We start from the raw sequence: 23,365 nt of genomic DNA, 5'->3' as shown, positions 1-23,365 counted from the left end.
CCGTTACTAAATAGTAGCGGGCTCTTTTTGTCAACTTGCAACGTTTTCTTATGTCGAGTGAATCTTTGGTATCTTTTAGGACAAATTCAAAGTATTTTATAATTTGTGCATTAATTTATTGTTTAGGTGATTTTATTGTACTATTTTTAGATAAAAACCAACCTGCTAGTGCAATTGCAATTAACACGCCATAGAAAATTAGCTTCCATTCAAGGGAATGGGCAAACCCATAAGAAATGACACCAACGTCAGGGTGACTTAAAGTTAATACGGCAAGTTTAACACCAACCCATCCAACGATTACAAATGCTGCAATTTCCAGTCCTGGTTTGGATTCAAGGAGTTTCACGAAAAAGTTTGCTGCAAACCGCATGATAATTAATCCGATTAACCCGCCTGCAAATATTACAAGAAACTTACCGCCATCCATGCCACCAATCTGCGGTAAATCCGTATTAGGTAGCGTCATTGCAAGAGCTACTGCCGCTAAGATTGAATCAACAGCGAATGCAATATCCGCCAATTCGACCTTTATAACCGTACCCCAAAAACCAGATTTTTTCTGTTCTTTTTCCTTTTTTGGTCCTTTATTTTTAAAGTATAGTTTCCTTACAATATGATTGATTGCAATGAACAGTAAATAGAGAGCCCCAATAGCCTGAACCTGCCAGACGTCTACTAGGAAAGTGATGATAAATAATGAAGCAAAACGGAAAATGAAAGCACCTGCGAGACCATAAAATAGTGCCCGTCGTCTTTCCTTTTCAGGTAAATGTTTAACCATGATTGCTAAAACGAGGGCATTGTCTGCTGCAAGCAATCCTTCTAAGCCGATTAACAATAATAATACCCAACCATATTCCAATAATAAAGAGATATCCAATTACATTCCTCCCAGCTGCATTTAAGATTAATATTAAATAAGAATAATATTCTGATCTACGTCTAGTATACCCTTATTTAGTATAGTCCGTATCCATGAAAGTATAATTTTATATTTAATAAATTAAAGCCTTTTTCTGTAAAAGGTAGAGGGCATACCAACCGTAACAACTTCTTCAACAATCGGGCGCTTTCCTTGAATTGAAGTGACCCCAAAAAGTTAGACATTATTAAGTTAAGCAGCTTGGAAGGATTGAATTCGGTATTGTACCGGACTCAATCCTTTTAATTTTCCTTTAATACGTTTGTGATTGTAATATTCAATATACAATTCAAGTTCAAGCTTGAAGTGATTCATACTTTCAAATTCTTGCATATATAAGAGTTCCGATTTTAATAGGCCAAAAAAGTTTTCAATTACTGCATTATCTAAACAGTTCCCCTTACGAGACATACTTTGGGTAATGTCATTTTGTTTTAAGGCATTAGAGTATTCTTTCATTTGATAATGCCAACCTTGATCCGAGTGTAAGATAGGGGCATCTCCTTCGGATAAGCAAAATAAAGCTTTATCTAACATTATCGATACAAGTTTATATGTAGGTCGGCTTTGAATATTATAAGCAATGATTTCACCATTAAATAAATCTAGTACTGGGGAGAGGTATAACTTTTCACCAAATAAATGAAATTCAGTTATGTCCGTTACCCACTTTTCATTTGGTTTTGTCGCAATGAATTTACGACTAAGAATGTTTGGCGCAATTTTACCTACATTACCTTTATAAGAACGGTATTTTTTAATACGTACAAGCGATTTTAAACCCATTTCCTTCATAAGTCTTTGAACAGTTTTATGATTAATTAGGAAGCCTTGATTGCGTAATTCTAACGTTATACGACGATAACCATACCGTCCCTTGTGGTCGTGATATATAGTTGAAATCACCGATTTCATATTCTCATATTTATCAGGTTGGTCAAAGCGACTTGTCCAATAATAATAAGTGCTACGCTTAATGCCGGCTAACTTTATTAAATCTTTTATACTAAATTGATCCCTTAGTTCAAATACTACTTGTGCCAAGTCTTTCGTTTTAATTTTTCCTTCTCTTGAACTAAGGAATTCAACTTTTTTAAAAATGCATTCTCCATACGTAGCTGTTCATTCTCTGCTCGTAATGCCTCTAATGAACCCTCTTTAAAGTTTTGATTTTTACCTTTTTTTGAGTTGTCTTTTTTCAACTGTTTATGCCCCTTTTCCTTAAGAAATAGGGTATCCACACTCACATTTTTGAGACTAATTCGCCATTTTCTTATTGTACCTGGAGTAGGCAAATTAAAATGTACTGCAGTCTCTATATCAGACAACCTATTCTCGTTCATATAATTGAGTATATATAGTTTATCTTCAATAGAATAACGTGTATAGCTCTTTTTCAAGGATTCTGGTCCATGAAGATTATATTTGCCAATCCAGAAATGTATCAATTCAGTATTAGTGAAATTGAGTGACCTAGCAATTGAAGTAATGCCTTCATCACCTTTTTCAACACGAAAAATCGTATCCAATTTTTGTTCAAAAGTAATCCTTGTCATATAAAAAGCACCTCCAAATGATAGATTTGTGTCTAACATTTGGGGTGCAGTTCAGAATTAGGAAGGGGTCCTTTTCAGTTAAGGGCCATATTGTTGAGTAAAGTAATCACCTAGTCTTTTATAAAGTAGTTCAGGTTGGTATTATTGATTAATAGAAAAATCTAATACGTTTAGGAGATACCCATATGAAAATATCAAAAGTAATTATTCCTTTAGTAGTCACAACAGTTTTAGGATTTGTTGCAGCAAATAAAAAAAGTTTCGGAAGAAACTCAAAAATACTATCTGATAAAGAAAAATTCACTTCTGAATCAACCGTTAATAGATCTGAAAAAACATTTGGCGGACTCAAACAAGCTGCGATAGATGAGATAGTTTCTAATACAGCTAGAGCTGTGAAAGCCATGATTAATGGTGACAAATTGGACCTATGGTATACATCTGCTTCAGGTAAAAGTAAGTCTATTACAAGCTACACCCTGGACTCAACGGGGAAATTAATAGGTCAAATTGTAGAAGGTTATAGTAATGCTAATACACCACATATTTTTGCTGAGAATTTAAAAGAAGCAATGAAGCAAGCCAAGTAGTAATGATATTATAGAAGCACCTACAAGGCTCTTTAATCACATTTTTTACATGAATCGGAAGGGGGTTATAATTAGTACTGCTTTAAAGATTTATTTAACAAATAGAATCTATAGCAGCTATTTGTGAGATAGCTGAGTTTTATAATTTATTAGAGAAAATTTTTAGAATAAATTACTTACTTGTTATCCATTCGATAAAATACCTTATAAAATGCTGGTTTTTACTTATTCTACAATCGGACCATATTGTGGAATAAAATCACTTTATGCAATGTTACCAAACGACCATTTGGGGAAGTTAAGTTTGATGGCACTGTCAATATTGGACTTATGAATGATTTATTGTGAGTTTCTTTGTGTGAAAATTGGATGAGGGGGATTTTAGTGATTAACGAACTCTAGCATTTATCTGGGGGTACATTATCCGAGCGATATTATCGGAGGATACTTTGCTAGTGCAATATGGCTAACTGTTGCCATTTGGTTCTTCCAAATGTATAAAGAGAAACAATATGAAAAAAATTCTCTATAAGAACAAGTATTTTTGTTGATTTATTTATAAAAGGATAGCAAAGGAAGTTAAAGTGCATGATTCCAAATTTGTGGTTAAATATAAACTAGACATTAAAAATTTTGAATCATTGTACCAGTAAAGTTTTCTTCCTTATTTGGTACTTTAATAGTGGCTTTTAAGATTTTGCTTTTTACTACTACAAACTTAGATCTTACCAAAGTAAAGGAGAGTTTATGGAAAATTGGATTACAGAAATAATGAATAGTTATGGCTACATGGGGATATTTCTCTTAATTATGTTAGAAAATATATTTCCACCTATCCCATCAGAGGTCATACTAACTTTTGGCGGTTTTATGACCACAACAACAAATATGAGTGTTCTAGGTGTAGTTGTTGCCTCGACTGCAGGTTCAGTGGCAGGTGCTGTTGTACTATATGCTATTGGAATGTTAATTAATGTAAATCGACTCGAAAAAATTGTGGACAAATGGGGGCACCTTTTACGCCTTACCAGAAAAGATATTTATAAGGCACAGTCATGGTTTGATCGGTATGGAGTCTGGACTGTTTTCTTTTGTAGATTTATTCCCTTAATCAGAAGTTTAATATCCATCCCAGCAGGTATGGCACGTATGAATTTTTGGTTGTTTTTCCTTCTTACTACAGTGGGAACTATGATTTGGAATGTTGTCTTGACTAAAGTTGGTGCTGCAGTTGGCGCATCATGGCATGATATTGTCAATTATATGAACATATATTCGAACATCGCCTATGCAATCTTGGCCGTGCTGTTCATTATTTTAGTGGCGATTTATGTTAAAAGGAAAACAAAAAAGAACAGCAACTGATAGGGGTGATTGTACGTGGATACAGTAAATGTAATTGAACTTCATACTGCTCTTTAGTTGCTTCCTATTTTTTGTTATAGTGGTTTATTAATATTATGCAAAGAGGGAAACTTGGTTACTTTTCAATCTACTGTTTTGTAGTTGGAATAGCAGTCATTATTTTAAGGTAAATAAATCTTCTACTCCACTTAAAGGGTGGGGTCAGATTGTCGACAAAAGGCATCGAGAGCCCGTCTCTCGATGCCTTTTGTCATTTCTTTTATCAAATTAGTTCCTGGAATTCTGTAAAAGAGTCTCCTCTTCGAGGAAATATGCCTCTATTAAGCCCCTTGCCAAGTCCATGTGGCAAGTTTCTTCAAATTCATGGCAACAAAAGTAGCATCGCCTGCATTGACAATTTTTTAAGGCCCCTTAAAGTTGTCCATCGCATACCATGCTTTTCTTTCGCATCCGCAAAGACACGCTCAACCGTTTCTTTACGTTTCGCATAGATTGATTTAATTAGGTGGAGGAAATAGTGGAGCTCAAATCGCAGTAGAATTATCAAAGGAAAAAGAAACATACTTAGCAATTAGTAAAAAATTATCCTTTACCTTTAGTGTTTTTAAATAAAAGTATGTACTGGTGGTTAGATCAATTTGGAATATTAAAAGTGAGTTCGAATTCCTTCTTAGGAAAAGTAATTCAAAAAAAGGGAGATCCAATATTTGGATTTGAATTGAGAGAAGCAATTAAGAGAAAAGAAATTTTCCTAATACCTCGGGTAATGAATGGTGTACATAACGAAATTACCTTTAAAGAGTTTATCTATTGAATTCCTATTTAATATTTGCGAGGTATTAAGAAAATATTTGTTGGTAGGCAGGGTTTCTTATTCCACAATCGGGCGCTTTCCTTGAATAAGGAAAGGCTCTTTTTGCATTTAAGGGCCCTATTGTTGAACAACACCTAAATATCTATCTAGGTTAAACTTTGAAAAGTTGTAAAAATGTTTCCTTAACGTTGCAGGTTCATATTTTGTTTACAATTATACACTTACAAAGTAGAATATGTGAGGATATAACTTATTTAGGATAAGGAGTTGAATTTTTATGAGTAGTCATAATTGTAACGAACCAGAACCGGATTCTGGTAAAAAGGAAGACATAAATGAACTATTCTGTAGAATTTTGAAAACTGTTAAAAATTCAACTTTGAATGGTATAGATTTTTGACTTCCTGAACAATGAGGAGGTTTTACCAATGTTAAAGATTTACTTATCCAATAAGCAAGGAGTTCTTCAAGAAATAACAAAAATTCAAAATGGGTGTTGGGTTAATTTAATAGCACCAAACGAGCAAGAAATTATTGATATTTCTAGTGAATTGGAAGTACCTTTAGAATTTTTAAAAGATCCGTTGGATGAAGAAGAACGTTCAAGAATTGAAAAAGACGGTGACAACATTCTAATTATTGTGAATGTTCCCTTGGTGTCAAAGGATGAAAATGAAATACCTATCTATGACACGATACCATTGGGAATGATTATAGCCAAAAATTGCTTTGTCACTGTTTGCTTAAAAGACAATCCGATTTTTCATAATTATTCAGATAATAAAGTTAAGAATTTTTTCACTTATAAAAGAACAAGATTTTCATTCCAGATCCTCTATTCAATGGCAACTTCATATCTAAAATATTTAAAACAAATCAGCAAAAAAACAGATGCAATTGAAAAAGAACTACATCAATCCATGAAAAACAAAGAGCTTTTTTCATTACTAAATTTAGAAAAAAGTCTAGTGTATTTTACAACTTCATTAAAATCAAATAATATTGTAATGCAAAAAATGTTGAAAAGCAATTACTTAAAAATGTATGAAGATGATCAGGAATTGTTAGAGGATGTCATTATAGAAAATCAGCAAGCAATTGAAATGGCTGAAACACATACTTCAATATTAAGTGGAATGATGGATGCTTTTGCATCTATTATTTCAAATAATGTAAATATCGTTATGAAGTTCTTAACATCAATTACTATTATTTTGTCTTTACCAACAATGGTTGCGAGTTTTTACGGTATGAACGTTTCAATTCCATTTCAACAATACCCATATTCCTTTTTTATCGCACTCATTATCTCTTTCATTTTATCAAGCTTGACTGCAGTGATATTTTGGAAAAAAAGGTTTTTTTAAACTAAAATCATTGATGAAAGTGTTAGTCCAAAAAGGATTAACACTTTATTTTATTGAATTTATTTTAGTAATAATACAATTGAGTTTAAAAGAAATGAATGATATTTAAATAACTATTAAGAAGGTGTTAATACAGTGATTAACTTCATTGGAATTACGGATGAGAATAATTTGAAAACGGAAATTTCTATAAGCAATATTAATTTTTCTAATTATAAATGGTTTTGGGTGGATTTTAATCAACCAACTGATGAAGAAATAAGACATTTAGCAGATACTTTTAGATTTCATCCGCTTGCTATTGAGGACTGTATACATAGACTTCAACGTCCAAAATTAGATTATTACGATGACTATACTTTTTTTGTTACACATATAGTTCGAGAAGAAGAAAAAAAAATTATAAAAGAAGAATTAAATTTTTTTGTTGGAGTAAATTTCATTGTCACATTCCATCTTAAGCCATCAAAGGAAGTTGATGAGATATGGGAAAGGGTGTTGCAAAAGAACATTGAAAAATGGGTCCCCTTTTATGTATTTTATCGAACTTTGGACAAAATTGTAGATAATTACTTTCCAATAATATATAAAATTGAAGATGATTTAGACAAAATTGAAAATAACATAAATCATAAATCGATGAACTTCCTAATGACTGAACTATTCGACACAAGATACATGTTATTAAATCTAATGCATACAGTTAATCCGATGCGGGATTTACTCTACCGTATGTTAAATTCCCATCATTTAATTAAAATAAGTGAAAGAAGAGAATATTTTTCTGATATTTATGACCATCTTTTAAAACTATCAGACACAATTATGTCAGATAGAGAATTAACAGCTGATATAAGAGACAGCTATCTCTCCTTGAATTCACATCAAACAAACAGAGTAATGAAAATTCTGACAATTATAACTTCCATTTTTGCTCCTTTAACATTTATTGCAGGGATTTATGGGATGAACTATGAAAATATGCCTGAATTAACGTGGAAATATGGTTATTTTCTTACGCTTGGACTTATGGGGATAACGGGAATATCAATGTTTATCTGGTTTAAGAGAAGAGGCTGGTTTAAATAATACGCTACTAAAGATTAATTGTTTAAACATTTTTTGATATTCAACAATCGGGCGCTTTTCGGTAGTGACCCCTTAAAGTTAGAGTTTTTATTATGCAACTAATTGGCTGGCATGTTTTCGGTAATTTACCGGACTCATGCCGGCCAGTTTTTGTTTAATACGAACATTATTATAATAATTGATATACTCATTTATTGTCTTTTGTAATGCTTCATAAGAGATGATTTGTTCTCCATAATACATTTCCTGTTTTAGTAAGCTAAAGAAGTTCTCCATGGCCGCATTGTCGGCGCATGTTGCTTTACGAGACATGCTTTGAAAAATCCTGTTCTGTCTTAATGTTCTCACCCATGTATTATGTTGATAGTGCCATCCTTGATCGGAATGAATTGTTGTCCTATATACTGCACGCTTTTGAATAATTGGAAGTGCTTGTCTAAGTGAATCTAACACAAAATCTAGGCTCGGCCGTTTTGACATACTAAACCCAATAATCTCACCATTATATAAATCCATGATCGGACTTAAATATAATTTTTCATCATCTGTACATTTAAATTCAGTTACATCAGTCACCAATTTTTGAAGGGCATATGACGTTCTGAATCTACGATTCAAAAGGTTTTTAGCAACTTTCCCAACTGTTCCTTTATAGGATTTATAGCGTGATTTACGTACGAATTTCACACATTTTAACCCTAGGTTTTTCATAATTCGTTGTACCTTTTTATGATTAATTGTATGTCCTTGCACTCTTAATTCCGCATGAATTCGGCGGTAGCCATATCGACCTTCATGTTTTTCGAAAGTCTCTAAAATCAAGACTTTCCACTCTACGTCTGGGTCCTTTTTTTCCATCAGTTTGATATGATAATGATACGTCGCTTCTGGAATATTCACTTGTTTTAAAATATCTTTTAATCGAAATCCTTCTTGTTTAAGTTCGAAAGCGATGGCTGCTTGGGCTTTTCGAGGAAGGCATCTGGATTCTCCCGAAAAGCCTTCAACTTTTTTAAATACGCCACCTCTAAACGAAGCAGTTCATTTTCGCGTTCTAGCTTCTCCTCACGTGACATTGTTTTTTCTTGGTTATTCGCTGTTGACTTTTGTTTTTTAGACATAGACGGGCGCCCCTTTGATTTTCTTTGCAGGCCCTCTATCCCTTCTTTTAAAAACCGATGATACCAACTGGCAACTAAAGTTGGATCATTCAAGTTAAAGTGAATTGCAGTATCTTGATGGGAAGCACCTGTTCGTTTCATAAAGTTTAATACATCTAATTTAAATTGAACAGAATAAAACTGCTTCGTTTTCTTAACGGATAAGCCGCTACGCCCAAACTCTTTATAAGCACGTACCCATTTCCTTAACGGTGTAGCACCGACTTCATATTTCTTCGCGATCGCTCGATACCCTAGTGAGCCACTTAAATATTCTTGAACCACCATCAATTTAAATTCTTCATTAAATTTAGTCATAAAAAATCACCCCAAAGGTTAGTTTTTTACTCTAACTTTTGGGGTGCAGCACCTTCTTGAATAGGAATTGCGCCATCTTCGGTTATAGGGCCATATTGATGAAAAACTTTCTCTAACTTTGGATAAATATGTTAAAGTTTAAACTGATGAAATAATATACTTAAAAAAAGCTTTTATTAGTTAAAAGGGGTGAAAATATGAAGTCAAAAGTGAATCTTCCAATTTTAGTGATTTCAATTCTATTTATAGCATTCGGTTGTTCTAAGCAGAATGAAAATATAGAAACAGAACCCTATATCGGAAAACCATTACATATTGGTATTATTGGTGAAGAACCAAAAGTTAGAGAAGAACATATAAAATTTACAGCTATAGATTTTACTGATTTGCAAAACCTAGAACACTATGATGCTGTATTTATTACAAAGGAAAATCTAAAAGAAGCAGATAAAGCGCAATATGCAACTGTTTATAATAACAGTCCTCTACCATTCCTATTTATTGAGACACAAAAAGGATATGTTCCTTTCATTAGTGAAGAAGCTGATTTCGAAAATTATCCAGATGTTGACTCAGGTTTTTATGCTTATCTTTACGATAGTAAGAGTAAAAAGTATTGGGGATATGGTTTATATAATGACATAGTAAATGAACAAAATATTCAAGATGCCTACTCAAGAATCTTTGATACAATTGATGATCTGTAATTATAGAAGTAACTGTAGAAGGTTGCTAAACAAGTAATTGTTATTCAACAAGAGGGCCATATTATTGAATAACATTTTCCATGGGGTAGCGTCAGAAAAGATGCAGAAGATGCAGATTTACAACGATATGAAATATACTATACAAGTTTTTATGCAAATTAAAGAACAAGTCCAGCAAGTATAAATGCTGCTGCATCAACGTTTGCACCTTTTGTATAAAAAACTGTATAAACAATAGTTCTCATAAAAAGCCAAGAACGTTGATTTAACAACATTCGTGACTTTTTAATGTGTCCCAAAACTTTGATTTGGGAACACTTATTTGTATAGATTTGTATTCTTTGTAAATTTTTATTCCTCTAATTTTTTTCTTAAAATAAAAAGATTCACAATAACAACAACAGCAATAATAATATTTAATATTATTAGCGAAATTTTATTTCCAAATAACATTAGAGGTATTGCAATTATATTTATGAATGGCTCCATATCAGGTATATCAAAACCCAAAATCGCTAATAATACAAGCCCGATAATAATCCCACCACAACAAATTAATAGTATAAACAACCATTTTAATAAATGTAGTGCCACTACAAATGCTCTCTCAAAAAAATTTTGAAACATACGAACCTCTTCCTAATTAAACACTATACAAAAATTATACCCTACTCTTTAAATTATTTATTTACCAATTTATGTTAATAATTTTAAAAAACGTACCCAAAAATAACTTACTTAACTTCAATTACAAAGACATAACCCGAACTTCCCTTTTCCCAATTTGCAGAAACACTATAAATATAAACACCTTTTTCTTTTGGCACTACTAATACATTGTCATTTAATGGGGCATTTTCTATTTCATCGTTACTAAACCATATAGATGCGTCCAACGTATTTTCTAGTGGTTTACGATTAAATTCCATTTTTAATTCAGCTCCAGGTGATACAACAACGGGTTTAAGTCCATGACGTTTAATAATATCTGGTGGCGAAATCATATCAACACATTCAAATTTAATAAACCCACCCCAACAATAAGAACCTTGTGCTACTTCTACAGTCTTATTTTCAATAGTTATGCTTGGTTTAGGTGGTTTAAGGTTAAGTACAAAATAAATCCCACCTACTAACACAACTACAGCTAATAAAGAAATTAATACCTTTTTCATACACTTCCCCCTCGTAAAACATAGACGTGTAGAATTGTCCTAATGTTACACATATTTTTATTTGTAGGATAATTCAACTAAATTATGTTATTTAACTACAATAATCTTCCCAAAGCGTCGGTTGGGAATCTAATTAAATAACAAGCAGCTAACACTTTGTATTAGCTGCTTGATCGAACGTTCCCAAGCTTTCATTTGGGAACGTTATTATGTATGGAATTGTATTACTCGAATGATTCAACAAATAAAAAGTTATTTTGAAGGCGGTGTTTCTTTAAACCGTTTAAGCAAAAATAAAATTAAGTTGTAGAAAACTAATGTGAAAAGGAAGAGGAAAAGATTGTCCCCCCAATGAATCTCGTTGTCTTCATAAATATTTAAAATAGTCATACCTATAAACAAAAGACTTGGATATACAAACGGACGTATATATTTATTTGTAAAAATGTATTTAACCTCCTTTTGCAGCAGTATATTGTTCTCTTCCTTAAACAATATACTATTTTTTACTTAAATAACATTCCCAAAGCGTTGTTTGGGAAGTTTGCTGTTCATAACCTTGTAACCCTTGTAACGGCATTCGTTATTCCACAATCGGGCGCTTTAATTGAATATTCGCATCCCCAAATAATCAAACTTTTTTATAAAAAACAAACTCGATAAATAAAGAACCAACTGTTTTGATTAAACTTTGTTTCAAAACAGTTGGTTTCTTTCTGTATAAAATCAGCGTTTGCAATTTACTTTTAATCAAACTTTATTAAAAAGCTACAAAAGACTGTAGACAAACTCGAATTTCTTCGAGTTTGTCTACAGTCTAAGGGCTGCTATGCAGCCTTTTTAGAGGATTATACCTGTGTTAAAATTCATCAATTAACAGCTTTCTGATTACTAGATACTTATAAATAAAAAGTGATCCTTAATAAAAAGAATAATCGAATAATCTAGTAAAATAGTGCTGAAATATTAATACCTAATATCCCTACCATAAATAATACTATAGCTATCAAAACATAGAGAATGTATGATTTTTTATTTAATATAACTCTCTTAATTGCAAGAATACTTAGTGCTATTGCAGAAGGATAAACAATAATGCTTGAAAAGTCCTCTGCTCTCACTGCTGACCACACAATGTAATAAAGAGATAATAAAAAGAGTAAAGTTACAGTAATTCTAGTGAAAATTGTAATAATTTTTTTATCATCACTGATGTTATTTCCTGTCATTTTAAACCTCCTCATCCTTCGTTAGTTTTCTAAATCACTCTTCCCAAACTTTAATGTTATAACTGTTAAAGTAAGGAGGAAAGTTAGAAGAATAGCACCAATAAAAATTGGCATGGAATCAACAGGACTTTCATCTGGAGATGAAATAGCAAAAGAAGGTTGAGCCCACGGATAAAGCATACCTAATTTAGACGTATACGCGCCAAAAACAAGGAGTGAAAACATAATGTTAATTGCTAATGGGATACCAAAACTTTTAATTTTAAAAGATAACCATAATTGGATAGTAGATAAGGTGAATGTTCCCACCCAACTTAAGAAAACAGCAGTTAATAAAAATAACCATGGTATAGAATCTTCAATATTTAAAATCATTCCACCTATTAAATAGAAAATAGAAAGGAAAACCTGCATAAAAAGAATCAAAGTAAGTACAATGAATAACTTTGAAAAAAATATGTTTTTTTGGGGGAATGGAAGAGAAAACTGAAGTTTCCAACCACCATTTAAGTGTTCTGTACGACATATCAAAGCTGCAAATAGTCCTGAAGATATAGGAAGAAAGATAATTCCGTAAAAAAGAGTAATTTGAGTCCATGCCTCCAACCAAGCATTGTCACCTAATTGGTCCATTAATACACTATAATTACCCATAAAATTACCAAATCCTAATAGTACACTTATAAATGGGACAAGAATGATTAACAGCCATATCTTTTGACGTTTGAGCTTGAAAAATTCAAACAAAATATAATCAAATAGCATGTATTGTCCTCCTAATTCACTTGTTTTTTTGTACAATGAACTAATCCTATCAACATAAATAAAAGCGTAAAAGAAAAGCTCAATAACATGTATAGGGTTAAATCATTATTTACTACTATCTGGTCAAGTGAACCATTTTCTATTATTTGTTTTACTGGCGACATCATTGCTGGGTAGGCCCAAAATATAAATGAGGTAGTTTTATTAGTTTGTAAAAAAAACACACATACAGCGCCAAAAACTCCAATTCCAATTGGAAATACCTGATTAGAAAACTTCAAAGATAACCACAACTGGAAAGTAATAATAGGTAGCGCTCCAATGATTGGAAAGAAAGCTTCTTTAAGCAATAATAAAAAAGGTATGTCTCCATCAAAATTCAAAATTTTCCCTATTACAATTAGACCTATGAAAACGATTATAGCGGATATTGAACTTAGAAATAGAATGTAAAATAATTTAATAAAATAATAATTAGATTTATTTATTGGTAATGAATATAAAAGTTTCCAAGAATTAGTTTGGTGTTCTAGGTTGATTAAATTTGAAATAACGACAGTAATAGCTAAGGGTATAGTAAACATATACAAATAGTGAACGACTACAACCATTGATTCCCACATATTATTATGATTGGCAGCCAAGTTGTCTCTCTGAAGTCCCACAACCAATAAAGATAATAAAATTAACGCAATAGGATAAATATAAGCGATAGGTATTAAAAAAGTTCTTTTCAATTTGAGCTTCTCAGAAGCCAACATATATTTCATGAAATGGTCTCCTTCCCTCTTGTTATATCGAGGAAGATGGCTTCAAGTGAACGTTTTTCTTCTTGAATACGGTAAATATCTAATTGTTGGCGGAACAATTGATTAGCTATATAGGCAACCTTACTATCATCATTTTCATTGATAACAATCTCTCCATTAGAAGAAAGGGTTACATCCAAGCCGTCATTATTTAGTATAGTTTTTGCCAAAGAAGGATTATTAACTTTAATCTGTATTTTAGGTGCACTTTTTCTTCTTAACTCTTCTATTCGATCCTGAAAAATGAGTTGACCTTGATTTATAATTCCAACTTTATTGGCCATTTGATCTACCTCGCTAAGTAGATGGCTTGATATCATAATTGTAATACCAAACTCGCGCGGAAGCTTTTTAATTAATTCTCTTATTTCCTGAATCCCCGAAGGATCCAATCCATTAGTAGGTTCATCTAAGATTAATAGCTTTGGGGAACCCAAAAGTGCTATTCCTATCCCTAAACGTTGCTTCATTCCTAGTGAGTAATTTTTAACTAATTTATCTTTTGCAGAAGTTAATCCAATTGTCTTCAAAATTTCTAATACCCTGTTTTTATTTTGTACGCGAAGTAAACGTCTAATGGCTTCTAGATTTTCGTACCCTGTCAAGTTACCATAATAAGAAGGATATTCGACCAAAGAGCCAATTCCTTTTAATATATTTATCTTATTTGTAGCTAGGTCTTTACCAAAAATATTAATTTGCCCTGCTGATGGTTTAATAAGACCCAGCAGCATACGTATTGTAGTTGTTTTACCTGCTCCATTTGGTCCCAAAAATCCATAAATATCCCCTTGGTCTATAGATAGATCAATCTGATTAACCACACTTGTCTTTTTATACTTTTTTGTGAGACCAATCGTTTCAATAATTTTTGTCAATTTTATCACCTCATACATACTGTACATGATGAAAATTAAATTAACTTAAACATAATCTTAATATAACCTAAATTCCTACTATTAAATGAGTTCTATAGGTAGATAGAGGATAACCGAAGTCCCTTTATCTAGTTCACTTTTTATTGACAGGTTACCCCCATGGGCTTCTACAAACTGTTTTACAATGGACATTCCAAGGCCCGTTGGTAATTTATTATTATTAATTTTATTCTTACGATTAAATACGTCCCTAATAGTATTGGGATCTATTCCCACGCCATTATCCTTTACAGTTATTAAAACGAAGAGATCATCCTTAGTAATGGATATGTCTACACAAGTTTTTTGGGGGTTATGAGTAATAGCGTTAATTAGTAAATTATGTAGGACTCTTTTGATTAAAGAGGAGTCAAAATTATAGATAATTGAATCGTTATAGTCATTCACCAATTGAATGGAAAACCCATCTGTCATAGGATCATTAGCAAATTCAATTAGAATTTCTCTTACAAAATTCACAATATCTTGTTGTTCCTTCTTAACGTTTAGTAATTGATTATCAAATTTGAATACATCGTTCAAGTTCATTAGTAGTGTTTCTATGTAGTCTGCTTTTTCTTCTATTTGTAAGAGAAACCTTTTTTCCTCTTCTTTTGTCCACTGATCACTCGTCAATAACATAGAAGAATATCCTTTTATGTAGGAAAGAGGTGTTTTCAAATCATGGGCGATATCGGCTATCCACTCTTTTTTCCTCTTCTCAATTTTTTCCCTTTCTTCTTTGTTATATTTCAATACATCTGTTAAATACTGCAGATTATTTATTATATTTTTAAAAAATATATAAGAATATTTTAACCTATTCCTCTTTTTTGAGATGCTTCTAGGTAATCCACCCTTATCTATAGGCTCTTCATACCGATCTTTACCCAATAGGGTTATCCACTCTAGAATATGAATTAGTGGATTACTTAAAATCCAAACATATCCAAATATAACTAATACAAAAATAATAAGTGTATGGTACTCTTCAATATTTTTATTAACTGAATTTCTTAACTCCTGATTTTTGGTAACCATGGTGAGAATGTCAGAGCTTAGAGAATTAATTAAAGCAAATGATAAGTATATTATGTTAAATAATATGAACAAATTAAGTAGTAATAATAAAATAAGTTTCATTCTTACTTTCACGTATTTTTACTCCCCGGGGGTATAAATTTGTATCCAAGACCCCTTATGTTAATTAGAATTTCTGGGTTATTGGGGGTTAATTCAATTTTCTTTCTAATACGATTGATATAAACCATTACAGAGTTGGTATCATTAAAATAATCTGTTCCCCATATTTTTTCATATAGACTTTGTAGACTAAAAATAAAATTTGGGTTCTTACAAAAGAAACATAGTAGCTGAAACTCCTTTGCTGTAAAGTGGACTTCTTTTTCGTGTACAAACACCTGAGCTGTATCTTGATTAACGATTAAATGACCGAATTTGAATTCAGTTTTTTCTAATGAGCTTGAAACACGATATCGTTGTTCTCTTCTAATTTTAACTTTTATTCTGGTGGCAACTTCTAACGGTTTAAAGGGTTTAGTAATATAATCGTCGGCTCCTACATTCAAGCCAGTAAGAATATCTAAATCAGTAGAACGAGCAGTTAAGAACATAATAGGTGCGTTCGTTTTGCTTCTTATTTTGGAACACAATGTATATCCATCCATATCAGGCAACATAACGTCTAAAACGATAACGGAATAATCATATTTTTCCACATATTGAAGAGCATCATTAGCATTATTAGCTGTATCTATATTATTAAAACCTTCTTTTTTCAAGGCAGTACTGAGCATTTCTAACAATCCTGTTTCATCATCAACGAGCAACAATTTAGACAAAAAACCACCTCCAAAAGGGTATATTTTAAAATTTATCATCAAAATTAAAACTGTATATAGTATATACTTTAACTTTTAATTTTTGTAATTATAAACTTTTTCAAAAAAAAGATGAAAACATAGTTTTCATCTTTAACCAACTAACTCCGCTGATTTATCATTATAAAACTCCCTATAATAAGCACTTCTACTTAACAAATCCTCATGAGTACCTTGGTCCAATATTTGTCCTTCATCAATAATAATAATTTTATCGGCGCTAATAATAGTACTCAGTCTATGAGCTATAATTATACGAGTACAATCCAATACATCTAACATGTCACTAATTTTTCGTTCCGTGAGCGTATCTAAAGCACTAGTCGCTTCATCTAAAATTAGAATTGAAGGATTTCTTGCAAGTGCTCTTGCAAGAACTATTCTTTGTCTTTGCCCCCCTGAAATATTCGTTCCTGTTTCAGAGATAATTGTTTCATATTTCATAGGCATATTTAGAATATCTTCATGAATCTGAGCAATTTGACATGCTTTTTCTACATCCTTAAGCGTAATATCCTTATTATGCATGATTATATTCTCTTTAATAGTTCGGTTAAATAAAAAGTCTTCTTGCAGTACCATACCAATTTGTTTTCTAAGATGTGATTTATCTAAAAATTGAATATTTTCATCATCATATTTAATTGTGCCAGAGTTTGGTTCGTAAAGCCCTGCAAGTAATGAGGCTAATGTACTTTTTCCCGAACCCGATTTTCCAATAAAGGCTACTTTTTGTCCCTTAGATACTTTAAAACTAATGTTTTTTATAATTTCATTTCGATCGTTATATCCAAAAGTTAAATTCTCAATAGAAATGTTTCCTTTTGGCTTTTCAATTTTTTTCATATTAAGTTGTTGTTCACTCTCTGTACCCAAAATATCCCTAATTCTTTCTAAAAGTGTACCGATTCTAATAATCTCGCTAAATGATGTAGCCATAGAAGTAAAAGGAGTTAAAAAAATAGCTACTAATGATTGAAAGGCAAATAATGTCCCAATTGTTATTTCTTTTTGAATCACTAGGATAGAACCAAACCAAGCAACTATTAAAGGAGCCAAAAACATAAGTGAACTAATCAAAGCATTGATTTTATTTTGGTAAAGTAACTTATTTTTTGAAGAGATAATTTGTTTATTAAACAGTTCTGACCAATCAGTATACATTTCTTTTTCAATCCCTAAAGACTTAATAACTGATATACCATGTATAGCCTCTGTAATAAATCCATTTGTATTTGTTTGAGCAGAAAGCTCAGCTTGAGTCATCATTTTAAGCTTTGTCTTAGTTAACGCAATTATTCCAATTTGTAAAAATGCAATGACAAGTACTGATAAGGTTAACTTTACTGATTGTGATAACATATATATTAACAAAACTATTATTAAAGATATGTTAATCAATGAAGTAATCAATTGATTCGAAATAATTTGTCGTATGATAACATTACTATTAGTTCTTAATATTAAATCTCCACTTGTCCTCATTTCAAAAAATTTATAAGGTAAAGACATCAGATGAGATATGAATCTGTTCATTAAATTAATGTCTAAATTATTCTGAAGCTTAACTAGAAGACCTCCATGTAATAAAGTGAATCCATAATATATCAGAAAAGTTAATATACCGAATATTCCGATTACATTAATAGTATTTAAAGTTATTCCTTTTAATATATTATCTACTATATATTTAATCGAAACAGGTACTGTTACTGCAAGTAATTGTAATAACACAGATATAACTAATATTTTAATACCTAATTTTTTTTGATTTAAGAATTGATTAAAATATGAATATTTTTCTTTTTTATCTAATTTTCTAGTTGTGAAATCTTTAGAAGGAAATAGACTTAAAACGACTCCTGAATAGTTTTCTTGAAATTCGGTCATTTTAAGTGTTAATCTACCAATTTCAGGGTCAACGATTGTTGCTGACCCTATTTCTATTTTTTCTAAAACAACATAATGTTTTTTATTCCAAAAAAGAATTGCTGGGAGTTGTATTGATGGTAGTAATTTTAATGGCACAACTTTACCATTGGCATCTAATTTATAGCTAATTGCTAAATTTTTTAATGTTAAAAGATCTGTTCCATTACGTCCCCCTTCAGTTTTTTTTCGTAATTCGGGAAGGTTCACTTCATACGAGTAATAAGACAGTACCATTGCCAAACAACTAAGACCGCATTCCGTCTGTTGCATTTGCTCAATAAAAGGAACCCTTCGTTTTCGAGGGATATTGTCTAAAGTCTGTTCCACTTTTCCTTCTCCTCTATAGATAATTCTGGAGATTCTAATATCAATACTGAAGGTAATTTTACATTATGTAACCTTAGCATTGTATATCCTATTCCGGCAAGCCCCATAAATAAATTAGGCGTCGGCTTATCACTACCTGGTATACCACACTTCCAAGGCGAATTAGTAGATCTCTGCTCTTTTAGTATCATGTTAGCTCTAGCGTATACATTGTCTAATAGTTCTGGATCATTTTGTTTAATGGCAGCCGATAGAAGAAAATCTAAATTTCCAAAGTCACCATGACATAAAGAGTGGCTCGTTTTATTAAAACCATCAGATACTGTTTTATCTATAGCTAGAGTCAAGTCTAGTTTTAATTCATTACTATTTATATAATCTAGAGAATATAAACGACTTAATCCTATACCAGGAGCTCCGTTACACCAAAAAACAGGGTAGTGAACTTCACCCGTATTTTCTATATTTCTCAAATCCATCCAATTTTGTTCATTTCTATCTAATAAAGAGTTATCATACATAATTGCCTTAATAGCAGTTTCTTTATAACGTTCATCATCTGTATATGCGTATAATTTTAAAAGTGCGTAAGCGATACCAGAGTTTCCATGAGCAAGGCCACCTAAAGGTCTACCTTTTATTCGGTTTACTTGAAGCCAGGCTAATCCTTCCGTCATACTTCTTGAATTCTCTATTAAATGATTGCCATACATAATAGCTAACTCTAAACATTTATTATAACCAGAGATTTTGTAATAATCTAAGACTACTGGGATTATTCCTGCACTTCCTCCCAAAAAATCATACATTCTATCGTTCTTAACCTTAGTAGAAAGACCATCAATTATTTTATTACCTATAGCTAAAAGCTCCTTATCCTTCCATAAATAATAAAAATTATTTATAGCATATATAATTGAAGAATAACCAAGGAATGCAGATGAACTGACCACGTTCTCGCCCATATCTAAATACTCCTGTAATACACTGTTGAAGCAGCTCTTTGCAACATCTTTAAATTCAGAGTTACCTGTTTCCTCTCCCAAATAAGCATAGAATATCCCCACTCCAACTAGACCATCATATAAACCAAGTTCCATTGGCTTGTATTCTATCTGTTCATACTCGTTAATTCCTAGCGAAATCCAAGTAATATTTTTCTTGTCATCACCCCAGATTGCATCGTTTAGTAATTTCTCGCCAATTTTTATTGCTTCATATAAATAGTCTTTTTTACTATAAAGAGAATGAGCTTTAGGATGAACTTTTGGAGTAATAGATTTATAATGGTCATCTTCTGTTAATTCAGTAACTTTTTTTACAGTTGTTAACGCATTCTCTATATGTTCAATCTGCTTGCTCAAATCTTTTTCACTAAAATTATTTAAATTACTTATAACTTTAGAAAAACTGTCCTGAATATAGAAATCAGATATGATTTTTCCTCTTGGATCATACATCCTAGATGATTCAGGATTAGACCAAAAGTAAGGAATATCTTCATTGAGCAAATCTTTAATTTCTGAATCTATTACCCTTGATAAAACAGGGAACCTAGAAGCTGATCTCCACATATTCTCAAAAAGCTTGGTTCTTTCTAGCCCACTCTTAAGATATTTGGGATTTCTACCTTCATCAAGAATGGTACTATATGTTTGCGTATCTCTAACAATGTTTCTAATTACTGTAGTTTTAAATATATCAAGAGGACCTCGAGTTTTATTAAATTCCTGAATTTTATCTAGAACAATTTCATATGTATTTTTAAATCCTTTGACAATATCCTTAGTAAAAGATTCACTATTATTAAACCTCTCTCCATTATAATAAGGGTGATTATTCTTTTTATTAACTGGAACCACCGATTTTTCCATCTTCATTTCATCTGACCAAAGGTTAACAAATTTATAAGCATACATCATTTGATTTTCTTGAGAACCAAGACCACTGACGTCCAATTTTATATCATTTACATTTCTAATTGAAATAGGTAATAAACTTGTTCTCATTACAGAGTTATTTAAATCTGCTAATGCTTTGTACGTTGCAGTTGTGTTATCACTATAAAGAGTATTATTATGAAAGAGTGCCTCTAGATCGATTATTATAGGATGCTCCCCTTTAGCAATGATGTTCTCATAATGAATATCTGTCGCATTTAGCAAATATAATAAAGCAAGATACTGTCCTTGCCTTTCATAGAAGCTATGAATCTGATCACGATTATCACACTCTTCATGATGAATAAACTCTACCCACCCATAACTTTGTCGGTTAATTATTTCCATCGTTTTAAACTGTTTATTAATTTTTTTCGAGTTAAACCATTCAAGAAGGCTTTGGAAGGCAATATCAACTGAGACCGGGTGTGGCTTATATATTAACTTTTGATTATTTTCTAAATGATATAGGATTACATTTTTGCCATTGTTATGGGTATCACCGAGCATCTCAATAGATTTTATCATAGTAGATTGAATACCCATTTGCTTATATAACTGAGTATAATCTTTATAAAAATTCCTCACAGATTCTAAAATAAAGAAAGTAGTTTTTTTTACTTTTTCACATAATAACCTTGCCAGAACTGGATATTCCAGTAAAAATTTAAGTATATCTTCTGAAGTTGTAATTTTATTTTTAATAAAATTATAATATCTATCCTTTGAGCTAATGCCTACTAGTTCCTTCATTAATCTACTTTTATTTAGTTCAAATACTAAAGTTTTTCCTGATAATTGTAGTATATTTCGAATGTTAGCTATCATAATAGAAACTATTATATTTTCACTATGTTGTTTATTATCAATACCTATTTGCTTTAAAATTTTTATTGATTCGCTTAAAGAAAATTGCAAAAAAGGTTTCATAAATTCAATAAAAGGAACAGAAGAAACATCAGTTTTTTTCAAGATATTTTCAAGATTAGTATAATCATTATTACTCTGAAAGATTTGATTAAGAGTAATGAACCACTCGGTATGCTTATAATCTGAGGGTAGATTATTTTTAGACAAAGAGATTATCATTTCGAATTCTTCTAATGTTAATAAATCTGCCTCTAGTCTTTTATTGAAAACAAATTGATCTTGTAAGCCTGTCTGATTCCTCCAATTATTTAATTCATCCGAATTAATGTTTGTATTTCTCCATTTTTTCCTTTCGTGTAGAAATAATGCATTTGCCCAATTATTTTCATTTAAAATATCTTCTATTTTTATATTTCTCTTGTCTGTTATCATTTATTTTTCTCTCCCTTTTGAAAGTGGAAAATCTAAAAAGAGATAAAGAATAAAGCCAAAGCTTATATTCTTTATCTCATTTTTTTTAAAATTAATCTCTACCTAAACAACAGATAAATGCTATTGTCCCTAAGTAACATTCAGATGTAGCAGTTTTAACTACTCCAGAACCAGCACCGCCAGTAATATTGGCAAGTTCTTCGTCTGAAAGGGTATTAATTGATTGCATTGCTTCTCTTTCTAATTCCTCCATTTTTTTCACCTCTTTTCTTATGTACAACCTCATATTAGCAAAGAAAATAAATACTTCCCACAAATTGGAAGTGAAAGGGTAGAAACAGGGGGTGAATAAACGTTTTTATGATACGAGAGGAAAAAATGTAAAATATTGTAGCGAATTAACAAAAAATGCATTATTATTATTATATAATTTTATAAAGGTATAAGGATGTGTCTTACATAATAGAAGAACTATCTTACAAACTCTCTAAAAAAATTTGTTGTCCAATTGATAGAATAAATGATATTGAAATAGTCCAATATGGTATCGAAGTTATTATAAAAGGGTTAATTAAAGTATTTACATTAGTGTTAATTGGACTATTATTAAGCAATCTAAGCTTGTTAATGTGTACTTCTCTTGCCTTTATATTGTTTAGATTAGTATCCGGCGGTTTTCATTTCCAGTCTTATATGGCTTGTTTTTTATTTTCTATGGGAATATTGTCCACTTTATCTTTGCTAGCCGAAACCCTTAGTACATATCTTTTAAATTGGACATTAATACTCCCTTCTTTTTCGGTGATTTCATTTGTTATTTTACTAGTATATAGACCTTTAATTAATCAAAATCGACCATTTGCCGAAAAGAACTTTATATACTTGCTGCTGTCTATTTTTTATTTAACTATATGTATATTAACATCTTTAATTTTAATAAGAGATTCACTAGAATATGCAATCGCAATTCAGTTATCACTTCTAGTTCAATCTATAACCCTAATTTCAAAGAAAAAGGTGAATTAACGTGAAAAAATTATTAACACTCTTGTTTTCCTTCTTTTATTTTGTAGCAAAATCTGAGGTTACAACAGCCAGCTTTTTTTTAGTACATGAACCAAAAATACCCTTATTATTAAGGAATAGGAATAAAAGTGAAATAAAATAGATGGTTACT

At 31.2% G+C, this 23,365-nt stretch carries 22 protein-coding genes and 3 pseudogenes; 9 read left to right on the top strand and 16 right to left on the bottom strand.

The window, feature by feature from the left end:
- Window positions 1-115: 115 nt before the first annotated feature.
- Complete coding sequence (locus tag MHH44_RS21065; RefSeq protein ID WP_340798688.1) at window positions 116-883, bottom strand: TerC family protein; 768 nt, start codon at window positions 881-883, stop codon at window positions 116-118.
- Window positions 884-1,117: 234 nt separating this feature from the next.
- Window positions 1,118-2,481, bottom strand: a protein-coding gene (locus tag MHH44_RS21060) for an IS3 family transposase (RefSeq protein ID WP_340798550.1) whose coding sequence is annotated in 2 segments (ribosomal slippage) — window positions 1,118-2,022 and window positions 2,022-2,481 — 1,365 coding nt in all. Because the reading frame shifts where the segments join, the coding sequence is not laid out codon by codon here.
- A gap of 185 nt (window positions 2,482-2,666) precedes the next feature.
- On the opposite strand from MHH44_RS21060, the gene MHH44_RS21055 reads away from it, so the two are divergent.
- The 4 genes and pseudogenes from MHH44_RS21055 to MHH44_RS21040 form a co-directional block, all read left to right on the top strand.
- Window positions 2,667-3,071, top strand: a complete 405-nt coding sequence (locus MHH44_RS21055; RefSeq protein WP_340798687.1) for a hypothetical protein — start codon at window positions 2,667-2,669, stop codon at window positions 3,069-3,071.
- 397 nt (window positions 3,072-3,468) lie between these two features.
- Window positions 3,469-3,603 (top strand): annotated as a pseudogene (locus MHH44_RS21050) (phosphatase PAP2 family protein); the annotation flags it as partial.
- 215 nt (window positions 3,604-3,818) lie between these two features.
- Window positions 3,819-4,436 (top strand): DedA family protein, encoded by a 618-nt coding sequence (locus MHH44_RS21045; RefSeq protein ID WP_340798686.1) that lies wholly within the window; start codon window positions 3,819-3,821, stop codon window positions 4,434-4,436.
- 50 nt (window positions 4,437-4,486) lie between these two features.
- A pseudogene (locus MHH44_RS21040) lies at window positions 4,487-4,606 on the top strand (undecaprenyl-diphosphate phosphatase); the annotation flags it as partial.
- A gap of 150 nt (window positions 4,607-4,756) precedes the next feature.
- On the opposite strand, the pseudogene MHH44_RS21035 reads toward MHH44_RS21040, so the two are convergent.
- Window positions 4,757-4,935: pseudogene (locus MHH44_RS21035) on the bottom strand (transposase); the annotation flags it as partial.
- 743 nt (window positions 4,936-5,678) lie between these two features.
- Here MHH44_RS21035 and MHH44_RS21030 point away from each other — a divergent pair.
- On the top strand, window positions 5,679-6,617 hold the full coding sequence (locus tag MHH44_RS21030) for a magnesium transporter CorA family protein (protein ID WP_340798684.1): 939 nt from the start codon (window positions 5,679-5,681) through the stop codon (window positions 6,615-6,617).
- Window positions 6,618-6,752: 135 nt separating this feature from the next.
- Window positions 6,753-7,706, top strand: a complete 954-nt coding sequence (gene corA, locus MHH44_RS21025) for a magnesium/cobalt transporter CorA (RefSeq protein WP_340799579.1) — start codon at window positions 6,753-6,755, stop codon at window positions 7,704-7,706.
- A gap of 90 nt (window positions 7,707-7,796) precedes the next feature.
- Here the strand turns inward: corA and MHH44_RS21020 are convergent, their stop codons facing one another.
- Window positions 7,797-8,660, bottom strand: coding sequence for an IS3 family transposase (locus MHH44_RS21020; protein WP_340799586.1), 864 nt, complete (start codon window positions 8,658-8,660; stop codon window positions 7,797-7,799).
- Window positions 8,624-9,184 (bottom strand): transposase, encoded by a 561-nt coding sequence (locus tag MHH44_RS21015; RefSeq protein WP_340799578.1) that lies wholly within the window; start codon window positions 9,182-9,184, stop codon window positions 8,624-8,626. Before MHH44_RS21015 ends, MHH44_RS21020 begins: the two co-directional genes overlap by 37 nt.
- 197 nt (window positions 9,185-9,381) lie before the next feature.
- Between MHH44_RS21015 and MHH44_RS21010 the strand changes: the two genes are divergently transcribed.
- Window positions 9,382-9,891: a hypothetical protein gene (locus MHH44_RS21010; protein ID WP_340799577.1), complete on the top strand. Its 510-nt coding sequence runs from the start codon at window positions 9,382-9,384 to the stop codon at window positions 9,889-9,891.
- A 351-nt stretch (window positions 9,892-10,242) separates the two neighbouring features.
- On the opposite strand, the gene MHH44_RS21005 is transcribed toward MHH44_RS21010, so the two are convergent.
- The 11 genes from MHH44_RS21005 to MHH44_RS20955 form a co-directional block, all read right to left on the bottom strand.
- Complete coding sequence (locus MHH44_RS21005) at window positions 10,243-10,518, bottom strand: hypothetical protein (RefSeq protein ID WP_340799576.1); 276 nt, start codon at window positions 10,516-10,518, stop codon at window positions 10,243-10,245.
- Window positions 10,519-10,625: 107 nt separating this feature from the next.
- On the bottom strand, window positions 10,626-11,066 hold the full coding sequence (locus MHH44_RS21000) for a hypothetical protein (RefSeq protein ID WP_340799575.1): 441 nt from the start codon (window positions 11,064-11,066) through the stop codon (window positions 10,626-10,628).
- Between the two features lie 944 nt (window positions 11,067-12,010).
- On the bottom strand, window positions 12,011-12,295 hold the full coding sequence (locus tag MHH44_RS20995; RefSeq protein ID WP_340799574.1) for a hypothetical protein: 285 nt from the start codon (window positions 12,293-12,295) through the stop codon (window positions 12,011-12,013).
- 21 nt (window positions 12,296-12,316) lie between these two features.
- Window positions 12,317-13,060, bottom strand: coding sequence for an ABC transporter permease (locus tag MHH44_RS20990; protein ID WP_340799573.1), 744 nt, complete (start codon window positions 13,058-13,060; stop codon window positions 12,317-12,319).
- Window positions 13,061-13,071: 11 nt separating this feature from the next.
- Window positions 13,072-13,830: an ABC transporter permease gene (locus tag MHH44_RS20985; protein WP_340799572.1), complete on the bottom strand. Its 759-nt coding sequence runs from the start codon at window positions 13,828-13,830 to the stop codon at window positions 13,072-13,074.
- Entirely contained in the window at window positions 13,827-14,747 is a 921-nt protein-coding gene (locus MHH44_RS20980; RefSeq protein ID WP_340799571.1) for an ABC transporter ATP-binding protein, read from the bottom strand. The genes MHH44_RS20985 and MHH44_RS20980 overlap by 4 nt, the downstream gene beginning before the upstream one ends.
- An 81-nt stretch (window positions 14,748-14,828) precedes the next feature.
- A complete protein-coding gene (locus MHH44_RS20975) occupies window positions 14,829-15,941 on the bottom strand; it encodes a sensor histidine kinase (protein WP_340799570.1) in 1,113 nt (370 codons plus the stop codon).
- On the bottom strand, window positions 15,938-16,648 hold the full coding sequence (locus MHH44_RS20970) for a response regulator transcription factor (RefSeq protein ID WP_340799569.1): 711 nt from the start codon (window positions 16,646-16,648) through the stop codon (window positions 15,938-15,940). Before MHH44_RS20970 ends, MHH44_RS20975 begins: the two co-directional genes overlap by 4 nt.
- Before the next feature lie 132 nt (window positions 16,649-16,780).
- Window positions 16,781-18,946 carry a peptidase domain-containing ABC transporter gene (locus MHH44_RS20965; protein ID WP_340799568.1) on the bottom strand — a complete coding sequence of 722 codons (2,166 nt, stop codon included), beginning with the start codon at window positions 18,944-18,946 and terminating at the stop codon, window positions 16,781-16,783.
- The gene (locus MHH44_RS20960; protein ID WP_340799567.1) at window positions 18,931-22,188 is read right to left on the bottom strand and encodes a type 2 lanthipeptide synthetase LanM family protein; all 3,258 of its coding nucleotides are present in this window, start codon (window positions 22,186-22,188) and stop codon (window positions 18,931-18,933) included. The genes MHH44_RS20965 and MHH44_RS20960 overlap by 16 nt, the downstream gene beginning before the upstream one ends.
- Before the next feature lie 91 nt (window positions 22,189-22,279).
- Window positions 22,280-22,441: a type A2 lanthipeptide gene (locus MHH44_RS20955; protein WP_340799566.1), complete on the bottom strand. Its 162-nt coding sequence runs from the start codon at window positions 22,439-22,441 to the stop codon at window positions 22,280-22,282.
- 197 nt (window positions 22,442-22,638) lie between these two features.
- Between MHH44_RS20955 and MHH44_RS21250 the strand changes: the two genes are divergently transcribed.
- On the top strand, window positions 22,639-23,214 hold the full coding sequence (locus tag MHH44_RS21250; protein WP_445683062.1) for an accessory gene regulator B family protein: 576 nt from the start codon (window positions 22,639-22,641) through the stop codon (window positions 23,212-23,214).
- 1 nt (window position 23,215) lies between these two features.
- On the top strand, window positions 23,216-23,356 hold the full coding sequence (locus MHH44_RS21245) for a cyclic lactone autoinducer peptide (RefSeq protein WP_445683061.1): 141 nt from the start codon (window positions 23,216-23,218) through the stop codon (window positions 23,354-23,356).
- Window positions 23,357-23,365 lie beyond the last annotated feature (9 nt).

Source organism: Solibacillus sp. FSL K6-1126 (assembly GCF_038003445.1).
In the GTDB taxonomy this organism is placed as follows: Bacteria; Bacillota; Bacilli; order Bacillales_A; family Planococcaceae; genus Solibacillus; species Solibacillus silvestris.
Note: the sequence above shows the minus strand (reverse complement) of the source record. Positions and strands in the feature narration are given on the sequence as shown.

Coding starts and splice junctions, on each gene's coding strand:
- MHH44_RS21055 (WP_340798687.1), top strand. CDS start 2,667: ATGAAAATATCAAAAGTAATTATTCCTTTAGTAGTCACAACAGTTTTA.
- MHH44_RS21045 (WP_340798686.1), top strand. CDS start 3,819: ATGGAAAATTGGATTACAGAAATAATGAATAGTTATGGCTACATGGGG.
- MHH44_RS21030 (WP_340798684.1), top strand. CDS start 5,679: ATGTTAAAGATTTACTTATCCAATAAGCAAGGAGTTCTTCAAGAAATA.
- MHH44_RS21015 (WP_340799578.1), bottom strand. CDS start 9,184: ATGACTAAATTTAATGAAGAATTTAAATTGATGGTGGTTCAAGAATAT.
- MHH44_RS21010 (WP_340799577.1), top strand. CDS start 9,382: ATGAAGTCAAAAGTGAATCTTCCAATTTTAGTGATTTCAATTCTATTT.
- MHH44_RS21005 (WP_340799576.1), bottom strand. CDS start 10,518: ATGTTTCAAAATTTTTTTGAGAGAGCATTTGTAGTGGCACTACATTTA.
- MHH44_RS21000 (WP_340799575.1), bottom strand. CDS start 11,066: ATGAAAAAGGTATTAATTTCTTTATTAGCTGTAGTTGTGTTAGTAGGT.
- MHH44_RS20995 (WP_340799574.1), bottom strand. CDS start 12,295: ATGACAGGAAATAACATCAGTGATGATAAAAAAATTATTACAATTTTC.
- MHH44_RS20990 (WP_340799573.1), bottom strand. CDS start 13,060: ATGCTATTTGATTATATTTTGTTTGAATTTTTCAAGCTCAAACGTCAA.
- MHH44_RS20985 (WP_340799572.1), bottom strand. CDS start 13,830: ATGAAATATATGTTGGCTTCTGAGAAGCTCAAATTGAAAAGAACTTTT.
- MHH44_RS20960 (WP_340799567.1), bottom strand. CDS start 22,188: ATGATAACAGACAAGAGAAATATAAAAATAGAAGATATTTTAAATGAA.
- MHH44_RS20955 (WP_340799566.1), bottom strand. CDS start 22,441: ATGGAGGAATTAGAAAGAGAAGCAATGCAATCAATTAATACCCTTTCA.